Raw genomic sequence first — 20,971 nt, 5'->3', positions numbered from 1 at the left:
CTCCGCCTGACTTTGCGATCCGCCCCGTTCAAAGCACATGGAACGGCCCCGACCAGGGGTGCCGCCCCTCTCGATTGGCCTCTCGCCCACGGCAGAAACTGCCGGGGGCCGTACCGCTTTTTGCCGCAATTCACGTTTCCGGCCCGACGCGGTTCTGAGTAATATCCATACAAATCAATAGCTTAGCCGTTTGGCACGCTCTTTGCGTCTTCACAGACGAGAAACGGGCGGCACGCCGCCATAGCGGTTACGGAGTTATTGAATGGGCATTTATGGGGCTCTTGCCACGGCGGTGTCGGGTCTGCGGTCACAGTCGCACGCCATGGAGAACATCTCGGGCAACATCGCGAATTCGCAGACCACCGGCTACAAGCGCATCGAGACCAGCTTCGTGGACCTGATCCCCGACGCGCCCGTCAAGAGCCAGGTGCCCGGCGCCGTAACGTCCTATTCGCGTTCCACCAATGATGACCGCGGCGACATCCAGAATGCCTCGACCGAGACCTTCATGGCGCTCAACGGTTCGGGCTTCTTCGTGGTCGAGGCGACCGCGGGCGACACCAGCGGTACCTTCTACACCCGCCGCGGCGACTTCGACATCGACAAGAACGGCTACCTGGTCAACGGCGCCGGCTACCGGCTCAAGGGCCTGGCCATGGCGGGCGGCGTGATCACCGGGTCGGTGCCCGAGGCGATCAAGATCGACAACTCGTTCATGCCGGCCAAGGCCTCCACGACCATCAACTACCAGCTCAACCTGCCGCAACTCCCCAAGACCGCCTCGTACGATGCCACCGTGCCCGGCAGCGAGCTGATGAAGTCCTACTCCTACGGCAACTCGGGCGCGGCCAACGCCACCGCCACCGGCACGCTCGACATGACCGCGGGCGGCCCGGCTTCGACCTATGTCGCCGATGGCGATACCTTGACCATCAAGATCGGCGCCAACACGCTGACCTATACCTTCTCGGATACGCCCTCGGGCCCGAACGACATCGACCGTTCGCTGCCGATCGCCAACGCCATCGCCGACATCGAGACCAAGCTGCGCGCCAGCGGCGTCGCCGGCACCTCGAACGCTTCGGTGTCGATCGTGGGCGGCATGCTCAACGTTTCGACCGCCAGCAACGACTACACCAATTCGCTGACCGTCGGCGGCACCGCGCCGTTCGGCATGCCGGTCCCGGCGCAGACCCCCAACGTCGGCGTGTTGCCCGATCGCATCCAGTCGGGCGACACCGACAAGTTCATCTCCGAATCCATCGCGGGCGGCGGCCTCACCCTCTACTCGCCCACCGGCCAGCCGGTGAACGTGCAGATGCGCTGGGCCAAGACCTCCGATACGCCGGGCGCCGAGAGCTGGGCGCTCTACTACGGCACGGGCGATGCCGCCCCGGCCGACAGCTGGGTCAAGGCCGGCTCCTACACCTTCAACCAGGGCGTGCTGGCCGGCCTGACGGCCGCTCCGGGCGCCACGGAAGTGGGTATGACGGGCCTCACCATCAACCCGCTCACCATCGGCGGCACGGCGCTGGGCGCCATCACCATCGATAACGGCGCCAAGGGCATCACCCAGTTCGCCGACAATGCCGGCAGCGCCACTACGACCGAGCTCAAGCAGAACGGCTACGGCGCTGGCCAGTTCATCTCGGTGGGCGTCTCCGACACCGGCCGGATCGTGGCGTCCTACACTAATGGCGAGACCAAGGAAGTGGCCCAGATCCTGGTGGCCACGTTCAACGCCCCCAATGCGCTCAAGCGCGGTGACGGCGGCGTGTTCTCGGCCACCCAGCAGTCGGGCGAGCCGATCCTGTCGATGGATGGCGGCATCGTGGGTTCGTCCCTGGAAGCCTCCAACACCGATATCTCGGAAGAATTCACCAAGCTGATCGTGACCCAGCAGGCCTACGCCGCCAACACGCGCATCGTGTCGGCCGCCGACTCCATGCTCCAGGAAACGCTCAACATGATGCGCTGACGCCTGGCGCCAGTGATCCAGTGATCCCGGCGTACGCGCCGGGAAGTTGCAGCCTTATTCAGGAGACCCAGGATGGGTTTGACAGTAGCTATCGGTAACGCGCTGGCGGGCCTCAAGGCCAACCAGGGATCGCTGGAAGTCCTTTCCCGCAACATCTCGAACGCAGGCACGCCCGGTTACCATAAGCAGTCGCTCAATGTCATAGAAGTTGGCAGGGGCGACAATTCCTATGTGCGCGTGGGGCAGGTGTCGCGGGCCTTCGACCAGACCCTGCAGAACTACTACACCAAGCAGCTGCCGGATTCGTCCTACGCCAATACGCGGGCGAATTTCCTCGACCGGCTGCAGACCTACCTGGGCAAGCCCGGCACCGCTGGCTCGCTCGATACCACGTTCGGTTCGCTGCAGACTTCGCTGGATGCCCTGGCCACGAGCCCGGACAACTATGCCGCGCGTGCCGACGTGGTGTCCAAGGCCCAGGACATGGTGAGCACCCTTAACCGGCTGACCACCACCATCCAGGGCCTGCGCCAGGAAGCCGAGAGCAAGATCGCCACCAGCGTGGGCGAGCTCAACGACCAGCTCAAGGCGCTCCAGGAGGTCAACCTGGGCCTGGCCGACTACGGCATGGACCAGAACACCCGCGTCTCCATGCTCGACCAGCGCGATCGCCTGGTCAGCCAGATCGCCGAGAAGATCGACGTGCGCGTCGACTATCGCGATGACGGCACCGTGGCACTCTCGACGCGCTCGGGCATGAGCCTGCTCGACGTCAAGCGCTCGATCTTCGAATTCGAGCCTTCGGGCGGCATGGATGCCTCCTCGACCAATTCGGGCAAGCTCACGCTGCTCACACCCTCGGGCAGCCGGGTCGACCTCGTCTCCAACAACGTCATGCAGTCGGGCTCGCTCGCCGCGCTCGTGGAACTGCGCGACAAGACGCTGGTCGATGCGCAGCGCCAGCTCGACGATATCGCCGCCGCGCTCGCCAAGACGTTCTCGACCGTGCAGACCCCGGCAACGCCCGTCGCGGGCGGTGGCTACGAGATTGACCTGGCCAACCCCACCAATGGCGTGGCGCCGCTGGCACCGAGCTACCAGAATGGCGATGACCTGCTGGTTGCGTACCGCGATGCCAGCGGAGCGACCCGCAACATCCGCGTCGTCAATTCGGCCGGCACCGTTCCGCCGCCGGCGAACTATGTCGATGCCAATGGCGATGACGTCTTCTACGCCGACCTGACGCAGCCGTCCGCGGCGCTCTCGAACACGCTCAACGGCATGATGGCGGCCAAGACGCCGCCGATCACGGGCGTGGCGTTCAGCGACAATGCCGGCAAGCTGGCGGTCACCGGCTCGGGCGGGGTCACCATCAACTCGATGACGGCCCGCACGACCGCCACGGCCGACCAGGACGGCAATCTGGCGCTGCCGCTGTTCCTGGACGCCAATGGCAACGGCACGCCCTATACGGGCTCGATCGACGGGCAGGGCCAGAAGACGGGTTTCGCCGGCCGCATCCAGATCAACGCGGCCATCGTGGCGGACAACACCAAGCTGGTGAAATACGACGGAGCGGCCGGCTCGGGTGACTCGGCGCGCGTCGACTACATCGTCAATCAGTTCAAGACGATGAAGTTCTCGTCCGAATACCGGGCGGCGCCGGAGCTGGGCAATTTCCGGCTCAACGGCACGCTGGGCGACATGGTCACCCAGACCGTGGACTATCAGGGCGCCACGATTTCGGACGCGCTCTCCAAGTCCGATGCGCAGGGGCTCTCGCTCGATGCGCTCACCTCGCGCATGACCGAGACCTACGGTGTCGACGTCAATGAGGAAGTGGCCAGGCTCATGGAATTGCAGAACGCGTATGCGGCCAATGCGCGCGTAGTGTCAGTGGTGCAGGAGCTGCTCGATACGCTCATGCAGTCGGTTGGAAGGTAAGTTCAGATGCTCGTCAACAAGTCCATGTTCCCGGTCCAGGCCGGCTACAACGTCATCTCCAAGATGAACGACCAACTGGGCAAGCTGCAGACCCAGCTCGGGACGCAGCAGAAGGCCTCCAGCCTCGCCGAGATGATCGGCGGCGACCGCGCCAACTCGCTCAGCCTGCGGGCGCGCCTGACCAAGCTGACCGCCTATGCCGACAACATGACCACGGTCAACATGCGGCTCAACTTCCTGGACCAGGCCTTTACCAGCCTCTCCAAGATCAAGTCGGAAGCGCGCACGGCGGCGACGCCGGGCAGCTATGGCGAGAACAACCTGGTCATGGTCAACCTGCAGAAGACCTCGCAGGATCGGCTGAGCCTGGTCATCGATACCCTCAACGCCCAATATGGCGGCCGCTACCTGATGGGCGGCAACGTCACCGACTCCGCGCCCGTCAAGAGCTACAACGTCATCATGAACGGGCAGGGCGGCTCGGCGGGCCTGCAGACGGTGGTCAACGAGCGCAAGCAGGCCGATCTCGGCCGGGCGCTGACGCTGGGCGACCTGGGGCTGCCCAAGGTCGATATCGTCTCGGGCCCCGTGCGCGACGGCGACGGCAAGCCGGTGACCGATGCCACCGGCAATCCGGTCACGGCGCAGAACACGGTCATGCTCAAGGGCGACGGCATGGAGCAGCTTGGCTACAAGCTCAACTCCTTCACCTCGAGCACCACGGACGTGTGGGCGGTGGCGCCCGATCCCAACGGCAACCCGACCCAGATCGGCGTTTCGTTCAACCAGTTCCCGCTCTCGCCCTCTCCGGGCGACACGGTCACGCTCAACTTCACCAAGCCGGACGGCACCGACGGCAGCATCACGCTGACGGCGACGAACACGGCTCCGGCCGGCCCCGGGCAGTTCGTCTACGATCCGTTCGACGAGAACGTGACGGCCCAGAACTTCCAGGCGGCGCTCCAGACCGAGCTCTCCGGGCTCGAAGGGCCGCAACTGGGTCGGCTCGACGTGACGCAGGCCGCGCTGCCGGCGACCAACACCACGACCATCACGCAGAACAACACCGTCTTCGGCTACCAGCTCTCGAGCGTCTCGACGGACAGCTCCAAGATCAACGTGGCGCAGAATGCCGGGCCGCCGGCGACCATGGACGTCAAGTTCGCGGCCAATCCCAAGGCGGGCGAAAGCGTCTCGTTCGAGCTCAAGCTGCCGGACGGCACGACGACCACGATGAAGATGACGGCCGTGCTGGGTGCGCCCGGCCCGGGCGAGTTCCAGATCGGGGCAGACGCGGCCGAGACTTCGGCCAACTTCACCATGGGCGTCCAGGCGACGCTGGGCGATCTTTCCAAGACCACGCTCTCGGCCGCTTCGACCTACCAGGCGAGCAACGACTTCTTCTCGGCCGACGGGCACCCGATGCGCGTCGATACCGCCGGCCCGCCGCCGGTGGCGCTGGAGGACGCGGTTGCCCTGCGCGACGGCTCGGCCGATACCGTCATCTGGTACACCGGCCAGCAGAGCGGCAATGCGCGTCTCTCGGCGACGGCGCAGATCGATGACACCACCAAGGTCGGCTATGGCGTGCGCGCCAACGAGGACGGCCTGCTCCAGATGGTGCGCACGCTCGCTTCGATGAGCATCGAGAGCTACCCGACCGACGACGTCACCTCCAAGGGCCGGTTCGACGCCATGGTCGAGCGGCAGATGTCGAACCTCTCCTCGGACACGGCGGCGATGGACGGCTCGGTCGAGGGGATCTCGCTCGAACTGGGCGTGGTCAAGAACTCGATCGGCAACACCACCGAGCGCAACACGGCCTATGCCTATCAGCTCGAGACGATGCTGACCGATGTCGAGAATGTGAACATGGAGCAGACCGCCATGGAACTGCTCGCTCTCAAGACGCGGCTGGAGGCGAGCTACCAGACGACTGCCTCGGTCGCTCAGCTCAGCCTGGTGAATTACCTGCGCTGATACCAACTGCAGCAGCCCAGGACGGGCGCGAGATCCAGAAGGATCGAAAGGGCGGGGAAAACCCCGCCCTTTGCTTTTTTGTGGGGCACTGCGCCCGCCCCACCTTCGATCTTCCCGGTTCAAGCAGGTGAGCACGATCGCCCCAGCACGTCTCCCTCCCCCTTGTGGGGAGGGAACAAGGGTGGGGGAGAAGCGCGCTCTGACCGTTGGGCTCACCCCCACCCTCAATCCCTCCCCACAAGGGGGAGGGAGGCGAGCCGTCATGGCCTGCCGCTGAACTACCACCACCTCGATCTGTCCGGGACCATTGCACCCCGCCACCGGAGCTGGGGGAGGAAGTGCATCCTCCGAAAAGCAAAACCCCCGCCGAGGGCGGGGGCTTTGAAGGCCGCAAACTAACGTCAAGGGAGGATGAAGTCAGGAAGTGGTTCCGCGCAGGCCCGCTGCGAGCTGGCGGTTGATGTTGATCAGCGAACCGAGCTTGGCCTGGTTGGGCAGCTCGAGCTGTTCGCGGGTTTCGTTCATCACGAAGATGCCGAGGTTGGCGATGTTCTGGCGCAGGTTGGCCGGAAGGGGGCTATCGTCGCGGGTCACGGACGACAGGAAGACGGTCCAGATCTTGCGATTGAAGGTCAGGGCTTCGGAAAGCTGAGGGTAGGAATTTTCCCAGTCGTCACGTACGCGCTGCAGGGACATAGCGGCTTTTACCAGAAGCGCCGCTTCCCTCTCGCGCGGCGTTTCAACTGTCTTGGCGGTCTGCTGGTAGGCCAGCGCCCCGTTGTGCTGCATTTGATAGAAGGTCCTGTTCGTAGTCGATCAGACGCTTTGCCGTCTTCAATGCTTTGTAGAGAGCCCCGGTTAAAATCTCGTTGTTTATCTGATCGATAAGGGGTGTCATCGATGGAGCCGCCTCTACGATATCATGCACAAGCGTGAAGTATTCCTTGGTGACGGCTTCGACATTTTCGCCAATATACATCAGCTGGATGGCCAGGTAGATGCGCTTGGCCGGGGAGTCGGCGGTGTCGTAGGTGAGGATATCCTTCTCGCGCAGGATAGGGGCCTTGCCGTCGATATAAAGGCGGGTGCGCTGGTCGGAATTGGTGATCACGCAATTGCCGATCAGGAGCCGTTCGCCGGGCTTGAGTTCGACTTTCAAAGACATGGGCTTGGATACTCCTGTGGGCGCACTGGGCGGGCGCAGGACCGTGTGCGCGCCATTCTAGCCAGCTAAGGTGACTAAAGCGCTACCAGCGCAGGGCCTTCCTGGGAAGAGCGTTGGCGGCAGGGCAGGGGGCCCGAAAGCAGAAAGGCGGGCCGAAGCCCGCCTTTCCGTCTAACCGTTTCCGGCAAGCCTTGCGGCTTAGCGGAGGAGCTGGAGGACCGACTGGTCAGCCTGCGAAGCCATCGACAGAGCCGAGGACGACAGGGACTGACGGGTCTGCAGAGCGAGGAGGTTTGCGGCCTCTTCGTTCATGTCGGCCAGGGTCAGGTTGTCAGCACCCGACTGCAGGGTGTTGATCATGTTCTTGGTGAAGTCCTGGCGGTTCTCGACGGACGACAGGTTCGAACCGAAGGTCGAAGCCTGCGAACGCAGGGTCGAGAGCGACTCGGAGAGCTTGCCGAGCAGGCTGTCGATGCCCGAGTCGGTGTCCAGATCGGTACCCTCGAGGTAGTTGATCGAGAGGTTGGCCGCGGTGATGGCGCGTTCGTTGCCGTTCGCGTCCTTGGCCTGGATCTTGATCGAGGACGAGCCGTTCTCGTTGAACGTGATCGTCAGCTGGTCGCCACGGAGCAGGTTGATGCCGTTGAAGGAAGCGTCATCAGCGAGCTTGTCGAGCTGGTCGCGCAGTTCGTTGAACTGCTTGGCCAGGTTGTCGCGGACCGTGTTGCCAGCAATCTTGGAGGCAACGGCCGGGCCAACGCCAGCGCCGTCTTCGTCGAACGAAACGTCGAGTTCCTGGGTCGAGAGGTTCTCGACGCGGAGCTTGCCGTTGTCGTTGGAAGCGCGGAGCTGACCAGCGAACGAGCGGTTGATCTCTTCGACGAACTGGTCAACAGCACCGGTCGAGGAGTAGGGCTTCACTTCGGCCTTACCGGTGGACACGGCGCTCGAACCGAAGGTCGAGACAGCGTCGGTGCCGGTGATGGCGATCGTCTTGGCTTCGGCGGTCTTGGCGACGATGGAGAACTTGCCATCGGCGTCAAACTTGGCTTCCAGCGCGGAGTCGAGACCGCCGGCCTTCAGCTGAGCGTTGACCTGAGCGATCGTGGCATCCTGCCAGTTCTTCTTGTCCAGAGCGTTGGCAACGGAACCGATGCCGCCCTTGACGCCCGAGATCGAGATATCGGCGCTCTTGCCGTCGAACGTGACGGTGAACTCGTCCTTCTCGGCGGCAACGGCTTCAACCTTGGTACCGACGGTGCCATTGGTGGTGACAGCAGCCGGGATACCGGTCACGGTCGGGGAAGTCGCACCCGAGGCAACGTTGGTCAGGGTGAAGGCACCCGTGCCGGAGTCGTAGTCGACGGTGTAACCGCCGGCTTCGGCGCTGGCCTGCAGGCTTGCCAGGAAGTCTTCGGCGGTCGCGCCGGAGTTGACCGTCTGGCCACCCACGGTGATCGCACCGGAAACGTCGGTCCAGTTGAAGGTGGTCGTGCCGAGCACGTCAACCTGCGAGGAACCCGAGACGTCGACGGTCGGCGAAGCAGCCGAGGTGTCGACGGCTTCGACGATGACCTTGCCAGCATTGGCGCCGGTACCAGCGGTAACGGTGTACTTGCCAGCTTCAGCCGAACCATCGAGGGTCGTCTGGATCTTGGTGGCGAGAGCGGCGTCCGAAGCGACGTCAGCACCAACCAGAGCCACGGCAACGCCACCAACGGTGATGCTGTCGCCGCCGGCGAGGCCGGTACGGGTGATCAGGCTACGAGCGCCGGCGCCGGTGGCCGAAGCGTCGGTCGACTGCGGGCCGAGGTAGGCGGTAGCGGCCGAAGACTTGACTTCAGCGTTGATGCCGGCTTCCGAGGTCTGCAGCTTGATCGTCTGCGGGGTGGCGCCGAACTGGCCGCCCGTGACGGACAGGGTCGAGTCAGCGGTCACCGAGTAAGTGCCGGTCTGGAACGACTTGTCCTGACGAGCCTGACGCAGGGTCGACTGCATCGATTCGACGGTCTTGGTGATCGAGGTGATGCCGTTGTTGGCAGCTTCGATGGTCTTCACGCCGTTGGCCATGGAGTCCATCAGGGAAGACATGTCCGACGCGCGGCTATTCAGCGCCGAAGCGGTGAAGAAGTTCGTCGGGTTGTCGAGCGCGGAATTCACCTTCTTGCCGGTAGCGAGACGCTCCTGCGTCTTGGCCATCAGCGAAGCGGTATTCTGCAGCGACAGCAGGTTCGTACGAACCGATTTCGTGAGGGTGATATCGGACATATGGCTTTCCTTCTGGGTATCCGAGTTTGCTAGTGCCTCTTCCTGAGGCGTTGCTGACTATGGAACCGAGCCGATAAAAATTGGTTAAACGCGCCAGTGCATTGCGACCATCGGCAGGTACGCAAAAACCCTTGTCCGAAGGGCCTTCGGACAGGTTTTCGGCGCAGCGCGCAGCGAAAAAGATTTCGATGCCGGTTACACTTACCGCAATGGCTAACGGATCGTATCGGAGCGCGAGTCGGGCGGGCTCAGATGGTCTTGTCGCGCAGGCGCAGGCCGGAATCGGGGGGCGCCCACTGGGTGCGACGCAGCGGGATTTCGGGCTTGGCGCCGCTCTGGCGCATGCCGTTGGCGAACAGGGTTGCCGCAAAGAGCGTGGAGGCGGGCAGCGACTCGTCGGTGTCGACCGCGGCGGCCAGGGCCCGGGCCTTCTTGCGCAGCGCATGGAAGCGGCGGGTCGCTTCCTGCTGGGCGGAATCATCGTGGCTTTGCTGCTGGGGCTTGGGGCGGGGCTGTCTCTCATCGATACCGATGGCAGACATGGAAACCGGAGTCGGTGCGATCCTGGCGGTCATGGGCGCTTTCCTAGGCCACTAATCTTTGGGACCCAGGCTAGGCAGAAATGCTTAGGCGCGTGTTTGGCAAAGGCGCCCGATTCGATTCAAGTTTTATCGATTGGCGCAAACAAAAAGGGCGCCCGCCGGGCGCCCTGGTCGTCTCGAAGCGGTGCCGCTCAGAGGGTCTTGCGGATGGCGATGCCGGCCGAGCCCTGGGTGACGGCGGGAATGGTGCCGGATTCGTCGTAGGTCCGCGTGCGCTCGCGCGCGGCGACCACGTTGGCGGTCTCGGTCAGCAGTGTGTCGGTGAGGTTGCGGGCGCTGGCGATGACCTTGAGGTTCTCGGCCATCTGCGTGGCCAGGCGCTCGTGGCCGTTCTGGAGCCGGTCGAGCTCGACCGGCGCCTCTTCGCGCAGGCGGGCGATCTGGCGCTGCACCGAGCGGGCCAGGCCCACATAATCCTGGGCGAGCCGGGTCTTTTCGGGCGTCAGGTGGCTGGCCTGCCGGAAGCTGCCGGCGCGCAGGAGAGTGGTCTCCTCGTTCATGATCGCCACCAGTTCGTTGAGGGCCGCTTCTGCGCTAGCGCAGAGCTCGGTTGCGGGCATGTCATCGAGGGCAGCGAGGCGTTCGGCAGCGGACATCAGCGGTAGGCTCCGTTTACTGGTACTTGTACTTGCGAGTTGGTCTGGGAGGCCTCCTGGATCTGAAGGAGGCCATCCATGAGCTGGTCGGCGAGGCCAACGCCGCCGGATTCAGCTATGGAATTTGCGAGCTGCTCGGACTGCATGCCGCGCCACGTCTCTTCGCCGAACCCGCCGCCGAAACTGGCGCTGTCGGTCTTGATGGACGAGAACATTTCCTTGAGCAGGGTGTTGAGGAAGACGCCTTCCAGCTCGACGGCCTGGCCGCGAAGCTGATCGGTATGGCCGTTGGCCGAAGTGGTCTGAATGCCCGAGACGTTCATCACATCACCTGGATTTCGGCCTGGAGGGCGCCGGTGGCCTTGATGGCCTGGAGGATGGCGATGAGGTCGCGCGGGGTGATGCCCAGGGCGTTGAGGCCATCCACCAGCGATTGCAGCGTCACCGATTCCGGCACGACCGTGAGGTCGCTGTTGGTCTGGTTGACGTTCAGGTTGGTCGAGGGCTCCACCTGAGTGGTGCCGTTGCTGAAGGGCAGGGGCTGCACGACGGTCGGGTTTTCCGCGATGGTGACCGTGAGGCCCGACTGGGCCACGGCAACCGTCGAGACGCGCACGTCGCGGCCCATGACGATGATGCCCGAGTTCTCGTCGATCACGACCTTGGCCGGGGCGTCGGTCTCGACCACGAGCTGCTCGACGTCGGTCAGCAGGTCCACGATATTGCCGTTGAAGCCCTTGGGCAGGGTCACGCGCACCGTCGAGGGATCTTCCGGGGTCGCGGTTGGCACGCCGATGAAATCATTGATGGAGAGGGCGACGCGGCGCGCAGTGGTGAGGTCGGGGTTGCGCAGCGCCAGGCGCAGGGTGCGCTGGGCGCCGAGCTCGAAACCGATCTCGCGCTCGATGATGGCGCCCGAGGAAATGCGGCCGGTCGTGGGGACGCCGGAGATCACAGTTGCGGCATCGCCCTGTGCCTTGAAGCCGTTAATGGTCACCGGTCCCTGGGCGATGGCGTAGACTTCGCCATCGGCGCCGAGGAGGGGCGTAACCAGCAGGGTGCCGCCCTGGAGGCTGCCGGCATCGCCCATGGCGGCGACCGAAACGTCGATCTTGGAGCCCTGGGTGCCGAACGGCGGCAGGTTGGCGGTGACCATCACGGCGGCAACGTTTGCCGTGCGCACGGATTCGCCGCGGGTGTTGACGCCGAGCCGTTCAAGCATGGCCTGCAGGCTCTGCTTGGTGAACGGGGAGGAGTTGAGGCTGTCGCCGGTGCCGTTGAGGCCGACCACCAGGCCATAGCCGACAAGCTGGTTCTCGCGGACGCCCTCGATATTGACGATGTCCTTGATGCGCGCACTGGCGGCCTGGGCCGGAGCGAAGGGTGCAAGGATCGTCGCTGCGGTCAAAAGACCGGCGAAGATGCTTCTCCAAACCTTCTTGTTCATGGTCGTTCCCCGTTTCAGTAGCAGCCCATCCCCATGGGCAGCGATTTCTCGGCGTCTGCATTGCCAGAACCGTGCCAGTTTCTTAGGGCGCTGATTTTTCGGGGTTTTTTGCGGGAGCGCGGCGTAATCGACGCGAAAGCGGCAATTCCTGCCGGGCCGCTTAATGCGTTGTTAACCCAAACGGGCAGAATTTGCCGGTGTTGAAACGAGTGAGACTGATTTGCGTATTGAAGGCTATTCCAGGACGGCGGGTGTAGGGGGCAAGGCTGGCGCGAGTCGCAGCAGTGCGTCGGGCGCCGTCTTCCAGCCCGACATGGGGGAAATGCCGCGCGTGGCCAATGCCCGCGCCATCAGTCCGACTGCCGGTATCGACGCGATCCTGGCGCTGCAGGCCATCGAGGATCCGGTGCTCAAGCGGCGCAAGACCGTGCGGCGCGGACGCGCCCTGCTCGATACGCTCGAGGCCATCAAGGCAGACCTCCTGCTCGGCCGCGTCGGGGAGAGCCGACTCAACCATCTGATGGCGCTCATCGGCCAGGCCCGCGAGCAATGCGACCCGGAACTGGACGCCCTTATCGATGACATCGAATTGCGGGCGCGCGTGGAACTGGCCAAGCTCGGGCAATACCCGGCTTTCTAATCCACTCACGAATTAACGTGTTTTGCGATCCGTGCTTGCCCGGTTAACGGCTGTTCACTATATAGGCCGTCCTCAGGGGCGCATTGGAGTTGAGTCCAAGGAATGTCATCTGTTGCCGAACTAGACGTGTACCGGCCCAGCGAAGACGAGCCGTTCATGAACCCGCGCCAGCGGGAGTACTTCAGGCGCAAGCTTGAAAACTGGAAGGAAGAGATCCTGCGCGAAAGCCGGGAGACGCTCGAGAACCTCCAGGAAGAGAGCCAGAACCATCCGGACATGGCCGACAGGGCCTCGTCGGAGAGCGATCGTGCGCTGGAGTTGCGGACGCGCGACCGGCAGCGCAAGCTGATCTCCAAGATCGATGCGGCGCTCAAGCGCATCGAGGATGGCACCTACGGCTATTGCGAAGAGACGGGCGATCCGATCGGGCTGGCACGCCTGGATGCGCGTCCGATCGCGACGTTGTCGCTCGAAGCGCAGGAAATGCACGAGCGCCGCGAAAAGGTCTATCGCGACGAATAAGCCGAAGAGGCACGAATTCCGGGGCCCGCAGCGATGCGGGCCCTTTTTTTGTCTGCGGCTTGCCCCCACCCTGGTTCCCTTCCCACGTGGGAGAGGGAGACCCGCCGGCATCGCTTCCCTCACCCTTGTGGCGAGGATTGAGGGGGTCGGCCGCAGGCTCAGCCCAGGCTTATCTGCCGCGTCACTCCGATCGCCTCGAGGAATGCCGGATCGTGGCTGACCACGAGCAGGGCGCCGTCATAGGCGCCCAGGCCCGCTTCCACCGCTTCGATGGCGGTAATGTCCAGGTGGTTGGTGGGTTCGTCCAGGATCAGCAGTTCGGGCGGACGGGAGCCGCCGAGGGTGCAGGCGAGGCCGGCGCGCAGCATCTCGCCGCCGCTGAGCGTTCCCACCGGCTGCAGCGCCGCTTCGGCGCGGAACATGAAGCGGGCGAGGGCGGAGCGGACCGTGGTTTCGTCGTCCCCCGGATTGATGGCGCGGAAATTGTCGCGAATCGTGCGCTCGGGGTCGAGCAGGCTCACCGTCTGGTCGAGTAGGGCGTGGCGGGCGGCGATGGTCGCCGTGCCGGCGAGCGGAACCAGCTCCCCCGTCAGGAGGCGCAGCAGCGTCGTCTTGCCCGAACCGTTGGGGCCGGTGATCGCCAGGCGTTCGGGACCGATCATGGTCAGGTTGAAATCTCGCACTACCGGCGTGTCCGCCTCGGGACCGCCGGTCAGCCCGTGGGCCTCGAGCACCGTTTTGCCAGAGGGTAGGCCGGTCGGAGCGAGCCGCACCGACAGGTTCTGGAGAATCTCGATCTGGGCCCGGGCCTCGGCGGCTTCGCGGGCGGCGTCCTCGCGTTGGCGGGCGGCGATGTTGGCCTGTTCGCCGGCGGTCTTCTGGGCGTTGTCGCGCCGGCCGTTGAGCAGGATCTTGGGAATGTCGCCCCGTGCCCGCTTGCGGGCGCCGGCGGCGTCCTTGTGGGCCTTGCGCTCGCGCACCGCCTGCACCTTCTGGTCGATCTCTGCAATCCGGCGCTCGGCGGAGGCGAGGTTCTGCTCGGCGGCCGCCAGTTCGAGCGCCTTGCGCTCCTGGTAGTGGTCGTAATTGCCGCCATAGGTCTTGGCGCCGAGCGTGGTCAGTTCAACGATGGCATCCATCTGGGCGAGCAACTGGCGGTCGTGGCTGACCACGATGGCGCCGCCGCGCCAGCCGCGCAGCACCTCGGCCACCGCGGCGCGACCTTCGGCGTCCAGATTGTTGGTCGGCTCGTCGAGCAGGATGAGGTCGGGTTCGTCGAAGATGAGCGCCGCCAGGGCAATGCGCGTGCGCTGGCCGCCGCTGAGGGTGGCGAGCGGGCGCTCGGGGGTAAGGGCGGGCAGCCCGACGCGTTCGAGCGCTGCCTCGAGCCGTGAGGGCAGGGTCCAGTCGGCCTCGCCGGCATCCTCCAGCGTGCCTTCGCCCGCCTCGAGCCGGGCCAGTCGGGCCAGGGCTTCGGTCGCGCCGAACGTATCGGCAACGGTTTCCCCATCCACGCGCACGGACTGGCGCAACATGCGGATGGTTCCGGACACGGCGATATCGCCCGAAGCCGGTTGCAACTCGCCGGTGATGAGCTTGAGGATGGTGGACTTGCCCGTGCCGTTGCGGCCGATCAGTCCCGTACGGGCGGGGCCGAAAGCAAGGTTCAGGTCCTGGAAGAGAGAATGGCCGTCAGGCGTTGAATAGCTGACGGAATTGAGAGCAACGAAGGAGGGCATTGATGACGGAATCCTGATGAGCGATGCGTGCGAAGCAGTCGTTCAAGGTGGATTCCATACGGGACCGTCCTGTTGGTGTTGCGGATGGCGCGAACATAGGGAGGTCGGGAGGCGATGGCAAGGGGGCGCCACAAACCCTCTGCCGGCCCGGAGCACGGGGAGCCATGGTGGCGCCACTCGGGAGGGGGCTGTAGGGCCCCCGGCGAAGATCGGGGGACGTGCGGAGGACACCGGTGGCGGGGGCCGGGGAGTCCCGGCCCGTGCCTCTTATGCCCCGTAGCGCTGCTTCAGGTGCGCGATGAAATAGTCTGCGTTGAGCGGTTCGCCGGTGGCGCGGGTCATCAGTTCCGGGGTCGACCAGCGCGAGCCCTGCAGCCAGATGTTTTCCCGGCGCCAGTCGTTGAGCGGAGCGAAATTGCCCTGGCGGATATCGTCGCGGACCGAGGGTGTTGCTTTTTCGAGCGCTGCCCATTGCTGGGCCGCCATCATGGCGCCCAGGGTGTAGGACGGGAAATAGCCGAAGGCGCCGCCTGGCCAATGCACGTCCTGCATCGGGCCGTCCTTGGGGTTATCCAGGGTCGAAAGGCCCAGGTACTCGTTCATCTTGGCGTCCCAGGCTTCGGGGAGGTCGGCAACTTCGAGCTTGGAGTTGACGAGGTCCTGCTCCAGCTCGAACCTGAGGATCACGTGGAGCGGGTAGGTCACCTCGTCGGCGTCGACGCGGATATAGCCGCGCTCGACGTGGTTGACGCGATTGAGCACGTCCTCGACATCCCAGCCGCGCACCGCGTCACGACCCAGGTGCTTGTGCACGAGCGGCAGCATGAACTCCCAGAATTCGGGGCTGTGGGCGAGCTGCATCTCCACGAACAGGCTCTGGCTTTCGTGCACGCCCATGCCGCGCGCCTTGCCGAGCGGCCAGTGCGACCACTCGGGCGGCAGGCCCTGCTCGTAAAGGGCGTGGCCGGTCTCGTGCAGCACGCCCATGAGCGAGGACAGGAATTCGTCGGTGCGGTAGCGCGTGGTCATGCGCACGTCGCTGGGCACGCCGCCGCAGAACGGGTGGTGCGACACCGCCAGGCTCCCGTGGTGGAAGTCGAAACCGACGGCGGCCATGGCGGCGAGGCCAAGGTCGCGCTGCTTTTCGACCGTATAGGGACCTTCGAAGGGCTTGAGCGGACGCAGGGTCTGGCGGCGGTTCTGCGCAGCCAGGGCCTCGGGCAGGAAGCCCTTGAGGAAGCTCTTGAGCCGATCGAAGACCGGCGTGATGTCGGCAACGCGGTTGCCGGGATCGTATTGCTCCATCAGCGCGTCATAGGGGGCCAGGCCGAGCGCGGCGGCGCGCAGCTGGGCCTCTTCGCGCACGAGTTGGACCACGCCTTCGAGCGCGGGGCGGAAGCCCTCCCAGTCGCTCTTGGCGCGCAGCTCGCGCCACAACTGCTCGGAAAGCATGGTGGCCTGGGTGCGCCGGCGCACGAACTCGGTGGGCAGGCAGGTGGCGTTGGTGTAGCTGCGCTTGAGTTCGCGCAGGGCCTTGCGGCCATCCTCGGTGAGGTCTTCGGACTCGGCCTTGTCGATCCAGTCGGCGATTTCCGGCGCGGTGGCCTGCTCGTGGTACATGCCGGCCAGGTTCGACATGGCCTCGGCGCGCTTTTCGCCGCCGCCCGGGGCCATATGGGTCGCCTCGTCGGCGCCGAGGATGGAAAGGGCGTGTTCTAGGGCTTCGAGCTTGTGACCGAGTTCGTCGAGCTTCTGGAAGGACATGGCAGGCTCCGCAGGAATGGAGCGACAGGTTTAGCCCAATGTCGGGGAAGGGGGAACCGGGCCCTACTTAGGTTCAATAGCTTGTCAGGATGGAGGGCCTTGCGTGTCGAGCCGCCCCCGCGCCATGGTGCCGCGCCTCGTATATCAGGAGTCTCCCATGGCCGATCTCTCCACCTTTCCCATCACCAAGCGCTGGCCGGCGAGCAAGCCGGACGTGCTGCAGCTCTATTCGCTCCCCACGCCCAACGGCGTCAAAGTCTCGGCCATGCTGGAGGAGACCGGGCTGCCCTACGAGCCGCACCTGATCAAGATCGGAGAGGACGAGACCTGGACGCCCGAATTCCTCTCGCTCAACCCCAACGGCAAGATTCCGGCGATCATCGATCCGAACGGGCCGGACGGGGAGCCGCTGGGCCTGTTCGAATCGGGCGCGATCCTCGTCTACCTAGCCGACAAGACCGGCATGCTCATGCCCAAGGATAGCGCGGCGCGCTACGAGACCATGCAGTGGGTGTTCTTCCAGATGGCCGCAGTCGGGCCGATGTTCGGCCAGGTCGGCTTCTTCTACAAGTTCGCCGGCCGCGAATGGGAGGACAAGCGTCCGCTCGAGCGCTACGCGGGCGAATCCCGCCGCCTGATGGGCGTCTTGGAGACTCGCCTCGAGGACCGGGAATGGATCATGGGATCCGAATACACCATCGCCGACATTGCCGCCTTCCCATGGGTGCGCAACCTCGAAGGGTTCTACGGGGCCGACCCGGTGATCGGATTTAAGGATTTCCCCCGCACCATGGCCTGGATGCAGCGCGCCGCCGCCCGACCGGCGTCCGTGCGGGCGCTCAATATTCCGGGCCGGGACTAGGCGGAAGTTCGGGGGAAGCGGGATAGTCTCCCCCAAAAACTAAAAGGCGCAGCCCACGGGGTGTGGGGCTGCGCCATTTGGCTCTATTCTGGAGCCGGTTGCCTTCGCCGCACATTGGGGGAATTGCGGCGAGGCAGGGATTTCTAGAAGGGCAGGATCGCGTCGAGGACCTGCTGGCCGTAGCGCGGCTGCTGGACGTCGGTGATCTGGCCGCGGCCGCCGTAGGCCACGCGGGCTTCGGCGATCTTGGCCGAGGGGATGGTGTTGTCGGCGCGGATGTCTTCGGGGCGCACGATGCCGGACACGATCAGGTCGCGGACTTCGAAGTTGACGCGCACTTCCTGGTGCCCCTCGATCACGAGATTGCCGTTCGGCAGCACCTGGGTGACCACGGCGGCAACGGAGGTCTCGATGTTTTCCTTGCGGTTGACCGAGCCGGTGCCCTTGTCGTTCATGCCCGAGGTGGTGTCGATGGCGGCGCTGGAGTCGACGTCCGGCACCACGTTGTTGAAGATCGAGCCGAGCACGCCGCCGACGCCGGCGGTGTTGGTCGAGGTACGGCCCCGGGCCGTCTGGTTGGAGATCTGGGCCTGGTCGTCGATGGTGACGAGCACGGTCAGGATGTCGCCGACGCGGTGGGCGCGCTGGTCCTTGAAGAAGCCCTTGGCCGAGGTGCGATAGAGCGAATTCGGCAGGTAGGTGTCCTCGATCGCCTGCGGCATCGGCATGGAGACGGGCTGGTAGCCGGCCATGGTGGTCGGGTCCTGGATGGCCGTGAGCGGGGGAGCCTGGCCGACCTGGGAGAGGCGGTCCATGGTGGAGCAGGCGCCCAGGAGCGAAGCGAGGGCGACGACGGTCGCGATCTTGAAGGGGTTCATTCTCGTTACTCCTTAGAGCCCGGCGACGTTGATGGGGCCGGCCTTGATCTCGACGGCGCCGTTGGCCAGGGCCACGCCGGTGAGGACCTTCTTGGACATCGAATTGAGGACGGAAACCGGCTGTCCGAGGCTGGCCGAATTGAGGGCCTGGCCCTTGACCGTCAGGGTCATCGGTCCGTTGCGGAAGTAGACGGTCACCGCCTGGTTGCGGGCCACGACTTCCGGGTCCGACACGTCGGTGGCCTTGAGCATCATGCCGGCGCGGCTGGGGCGCTCGAGGGTCTTGCCGACGAGCTGGTCGATGCTGGTGAAGCCGGAGCTCTCCGCGAAACGGAGCGGCACGAGCTTCATTTCGACGTCCGCCGGGGTCAGCACGGTGCCGGCCGAGAGATTGGCCGCCAGGTGCGGAGCCTCGATCATCAGGCTGATCTGGCCGGTGACGTCGAGCGGCTTGTCGACGCCCGAGACCACGAAGCGCGCGGCGAAGGCGCCGCTGGCCGGCATGTAGCGCATCGAGACCAGCTTGGCCGGGTCGGTGGCGTTGTCGGCGTTGATCTGGGGCAGCATGGTGTCGAAGCTGGCCTGGGCGGTCATGCCCGGGGTCAGGATGCCACGGTTCTTGAGGTCGGCGGCGATGAGGCCGGTGAGGATGGTCTCGTCGATCGCGGTGCCCTGGCGGGCCACGCGCACCTTGTCGATGCCTTCGGCGTCGAAATTGGTGACGCCCGCCTTGATGGCGGCGGCGCGGATGGCCTCGATCGAGACCACACCGGCGGTGCCGGGGGCAGGGGAGCGGAACATGGCCTGCTCGGCCCTGAGGCCGGCGCCGTCGAACATGTCGCCCACGGTAACGATGGCAGTGGTGACCATCACGTCGGCCTTGAGCGTGGGCGCGGCGAGCGCGGCGTTGAGCGTCAACAGGCTCGCCGGGAGGACCAGGAGGGTCTTGAGGAGCTTATGGGACATTCTCACGACTCCCTATCAGCGCATCTGGGTGGTGGACTGCATCATCTCGTCGGCGCCGGAGATGACGCGGGCGTTCATCTCGTAGGCGCGCTGGGCGGCGATGAGGTCGGCGATTTCGGTGACCGAGTTGACGTTGGAGGCTTCCAGGTACCCCTGCATGAGGTTGCCGGTGCCATCCACGTTCGGCGTGCCGATCTGCGGGGCGCCCGAGGCGGCGGTTTCCAGGAAGAGGTTGTCGCCAGCCGACTCGAGACCGGCCTTGTTGACGAAGCGGGCGAGCTGGAGCTGGCCGAGCTGGGTGGCCGCCGTCTGGCCAGGCAGCGTGGCCTCCACGATGCCGTCGGCCGAGATCGAGAGGTCGGTGGCGTTGTCGGGAATGGTGATGCCCGGCTGCACCTGGTAGCCGTTGACGTTGACGAGCTGGCCGGTGTCATCGCGCTCGAACGAGCCGTCGCGGGTGTAGGCGGTGCGGCCGTCCGGAAGCTGGATCATGAAGAAACCCTCGCCGCGCACGGCGATATCCATGTCCTTTTCGGTGGCGGCGACAGAGCCCTGGCTCATGATGCGCGGGGTGGCCACGGTGCGCACGCCCGAGCCCACTTCGATGCCGGCGGGGACGAGGGTGCCCTGGTCCGAGGTCTGCGAGCCGGCGCGGCGGTAGGCCTGGTAGAGCAGGTCCTGGAACTCGGCACGCTGGCGCTTGAAGCCGGTGGTGCGCATGTTGGCAATGTTGTTCGAAATGACTTCGACATTGCGTTCCTGGGCGGCCATGCCGGTGGATGCGATATAGAGCGCTTTCATCGGTTAACTCCTTTAGGCCTGGGTATCGCCGAGGCGCTGAATTGCGGTGCGGCGCAGATCGTTCTGCTGCTGCATGAGGCTCGAGAGGCTTTCGTAAGCCCGCGAGACGCGGATCATTTCGGCCATCTCGGTGACGCCCGAGACGTTGGATTTCTCGACCACGCCCTGGATGACGCGGGTGTTGGCGGCGGCATTGGCGCCGGTGCCGGTGAAGAGGTTGCCGCCGGTATGCTCGAGCGCCTGCGGGTCGGCGAACTCGACCACGCGCAGCTTGCCGCGCCCGCCCTGGGAGGTGGTGATAGAGCCGTCGGCGTTGATGGTGACGTCGTCGGTCTGGCCGGTGAACTTGATCGGGCCGGATTCGGTGAGCACCGGATTGCCCGAGAGGTCGACCAGCGTGCCATCCGAGGCGATCTGGAAGGAGCCGGCCTTGGTGTAGCGCTCGCCGGCCGGGGTCTGCACCACGAAGTAGCCGTCGCCCGAAAGGGCCAGGTCGAAGGGGTTGCCGGTCTGCTGGTAGGCGCCCTGCGTCATGTCGCGTACGGTTGCCCAATCCTGCGTATAGGAGAGGATCTGGTCCTTGAAGGCGAAGTCGCGGTCGCGCGCCGTCGGGCTCTTGTATTCCTCGAACAGGATGTTCTCGGACTTGAAGCCGGTTGTGTTGATGTTGGCCAGATTGTTGGCCACCACATCCATCTGCCGCTGAAGAGCCATCTGCTTGGAGAGGCTGATGAGCTGCGCATTTTCCATGGCGCGATACCCCGTTAATAATCCCCGGACCTGCCCTGCTTCCCCAAGCCAGCAGGCCCGACACCTTCG

General features: G+C 65.0%; 19 protein-coding genes. 6 read left to right on the top strand and 13 right to left on the bottom strand.

The window, feature by feature from the left end; translation table 11 throughout:
* The first annotated feature begins 262 nt into the window (after nt 1-262).
* The 3 genes from FNA67_RS14235 (at nt 263) to FNA67_RS14225 (ending at nt 5,902) form a co-directional block, all read left to right on the top strand.
* A complete protein-coding gene (locus tag FNA67_RS14235) occupies nt 263-1,978 on the top strand; it encodes a flagellar hook protein FlgE (RefSeq protein ID WP_147656453.1) in 1,716 nt (571 codons plus the stop codon).
* A 72-nt stretch (nt 1,979-2,050) separates the two neighbouring features.
* Entirely contained in the window at nt 2,051-3,922 is a 1,872-nt protein-coding gene (gene flgK / locus FNA67_RS14230; RefSeq protein ID WP_049705788.1) for a flagellar hook-associated protein FlgK, read from the top strand.
* Nucleotides 3,923-3,928: 6 nt separating this feature from the next.
* Nucleotides 3,929-5,902, top strand: a complete 1,974-nt coding sequence (locus tag FNA67_RS14225; RefSeq protein WP_147656451.1) for a hypothetical protein — start codon at nt 3,929-3,931, stop codon at nt 5,900-5,902.
* A gap of 417 nt (nt 5,903-6,319) precedes the next feature.
* Here the strand turns inward: FNA67_RS14225 and flaF are convergent, their stop codons facing one another.
* The 7 genes from flaF to FNA67_RS14190 all read right to left on the bottom strand — a co-directional run bounded on the left by flaF (nt 6,320) and on the right by FNA67_RS14190 (nt 11,980).
* Entirely contained in the window at nt 6,320-6,691 is a 372-nt protein-coding gene (gene flaF, locus FNA67_RS14220) for a flagellar biosynthesis regulator FlaF (RefSeq protein ID WP_049705786.1), read from the bottom strand.
* Nucleotides 6,642-7,067, bottom strand: a complete 426-nt coding sequence (gene flbT / locus FNA67_RS14215) for a flagellar biosynthesis repressor FlbT (protein ID WP_049705785.1) — start codon at nt 7,065-7,067, stop codon at nt 6,642-6,644. The genes flaF and flbT overlap by 50 nt, the downstream gene beginning before the upstream one ends.
* Before the next feature lie 198 nt (nt 7,068-7,265).
* Nucleotides 7,266-9,335, bottom strand: coding sequence for a flagellin N-terminal helical domain-containing protein (locus FNA67_RS14210; protein ID WP_147656449.1), 2,070 nt, complete (start codon nt 9,333-9,335; stop codon nt 7,266-7,268).
* A 248-nt stretch (nt 9,336-9,583) separates the two neighbouring features.
* Nucleotides 9,584-9,910: a hypothetical protein gene (locus FNA67_RS14205; RefSeq protein ID WP_049705783.1), complete on the bottom strand. Its 327-nt coding sequence runs from the start codon at nt 9,908-9,910 to the stop codon at nt 9,584-9,586.
* Between the two features lie 158 nt (nt 9,911-10,068).
* Entirely contained in the window at nt 10,069-10,533 is a 465-nt protein-coding gene (locus tag FNA67_RS14200; RefSeq protein ID WP_049705782.1) for a hypothetical protein, read from the bottom strand.
* Nucleotides 10,533-10,856 (bottom strand): rod-binding protein, encoded by a 324-nt coding sequence (locus FNA67_RS14195; protein WP_049705781.1) that lies wholly within the window; start codon nt 10,854-10,856, stop codon nt 10,533-10,535. The genes FNA67_RS14200 and FNA67_RS14195 overlap by 1 nt, the downstream gene beginning before the upstream one ends.
* Complete coding sequence (locus FNA67_RS14190; RefSeq protein ID WP_082202163.1) at nt 10,856-11,980, bottom strand: flagellar basal body P-ring protein FlgI; 1,125 nt, start codon at nt 11,978-11,980, stop codon at nt 10,856-10,858. Before FNA67_RS14190 ends, FNA67_RS14195 begins: the two co-directional genes overlap by 1 nt.
* A gap of 220 nt (nt 11,981-12,200) precedes the next feature.
* On the opposite strand from FNA67_RS14190, the gene FNA67_RS14185 reads away from it, so the two are divergent.
* Together FNA67_RS14185 and dksA are read left to right on the top strand one after the other, a co-directional pair.
* Nucleotides 12,201-12,620: a flagellar assembly protein FliX gene (locus tag FNA67_RS14185; RefSeq protein ID WP_082202162.1), complete on the top strand. Its 420-nt coding sequence runs from the start codon at nt 12,201-12,203 to the stop codon at nt 12,618-12,620.
* Nucleotides 12,621-12,722: 102 nt separating this feature from the next.
* The gene (dksA, locus tag FNA67_RS14180; protein ID WP_049705779.1) at nt 12,723-13,142 is read left to right on the top strand and encodes an RNA polymerase-binding protein DksA; all 420 of its coding nucleotides are present in this window, start codon (nt 12,723-12,725) and stop codon (nt 13,140-13,142) included.
* Between the two features lie 158 nt (nt 13,143-13,300).
* Here the strand turns inward: dksA and FNA67_RS14175 are convergent, their stop codons facing one another.
* Together FNA67_RS14175 and FNA67_RS14170 are read right to left on the bottom strand one after the other, a co-directional pair.
* Nucleotides 13,301-14,881: an ABC-F family ATP-binding cassette domain-containing protein gene (locus FNA67_RS14175; protein WP_147656447.1), complete on the bottom strand. Its 1,581-nt coding sequence runs from the start codon at nt 14,879-14,881 to the stop codon at nt 13,301-13,303.
* A gap of 267 nt (nt 14,882-15,148) precedes the next feature.
* Nucleotides 15,149-16,645, bottom strand: a complete 1,497-nt coding sequence (locus FNA67_RS14170) for a carboxypeptidase M32 (protein ID WP_049705777.1) — start codon at nt 16,643-16,645, stop codon at nt 15,149-15,151.
* A gap of 157 nt (nt 16,646-16,802) precedes the next feature.
* On the opposite strand from FNA67_RS14170, the gene FNA67_RS14165 reads away from it, so the two are divergent.
* Nucleotides 16,803-17,507 (top strand): glutathione binding-like protein, encoded by a 705-nt coding sequence (locus FNA67_RS14165; RefSeq protein ID WP_147656445.1) that lies wholly within the window; start codon nt 16,803-16,805, stop codon nt 17,505-17,507.
* A 143-nt stretch (nt 17,508-17,650) separates the two neighbouring features.
* Here FNA67_RS14165 and flgH read toward each other — a convergent pair whose 3' ends face one another.
* Genes flgH through flgF form a run of 4 tightly spaced genes read right to left on the bottom strand, consistent with a single transcriptional unit; the run spans nt 17,651 to nt 20,902 of the window.
* The gene (gene flgH / locus FNA67_RS14160; RefSeq protein ID WP_049705775.1) at nt 17,651-18,385 is read right to left on the bottom strand and encodes a flagellar basal body L-ring protein FlgH; all 735 of its coding nucleotides are present in this window, start codon (nt 18,383-18,385) and stop codon (nt 17,651-17,653) included.
* A 12-nt stretch (nt 18,386-18,397) separates the two neighbouring features.
* Complete coding sequence (flgA, locus tag FNA67_RS14155) at nt 18,398-19,351, bottom strand: flagellar basal body P-ring formation chaperone FlgA (protein ID WP_147656443.1); 954 nt, start codon at nt 19,349-19,351, stop codon at nt 18,398-18,400.
* Between the two features lie 15 nt (nt 19,352-19,366).
* Nucleotides 19,367-20,152, bottom strand: coding sequence for a flagellar basal-body rod protein FlgG (gene flgG / locus FNA67_RS14150; protein WP_049705773.1), 786 nt, complete (start codon nt 20,150-20,152; stop codon nt 19,367-19,369).
* 12 nt (nt 20,153-20,164) lie between these two features.
* A complete protein-coding gene (gene flgF / locus FNA67_RS14145) occupies nt 20,165-20,902 on the bottom strand; it encodes a flagellar basal-body rod protein FlgF (protein ID WP_049705772.1) in 738 nt (245 codons plus the stop codon).
* Nucleotides 20,903-20,971: the final 69 nt, after the last annotated feature.

The organism is Youhaiella tibetensis (assembly GCF_008000755.1).
In the GTDB taxonomy this organism is placed as follows: domain Bacteria; phylum Pseudomonadota; class Alphaproteobacteria; order Rhizobiales; family Devosiaceae; genus Paradevosia; species Paradevosia tibetensis.
This window is presented reverse-complemented; position numbering and strand designations above follow the sequence as displayed.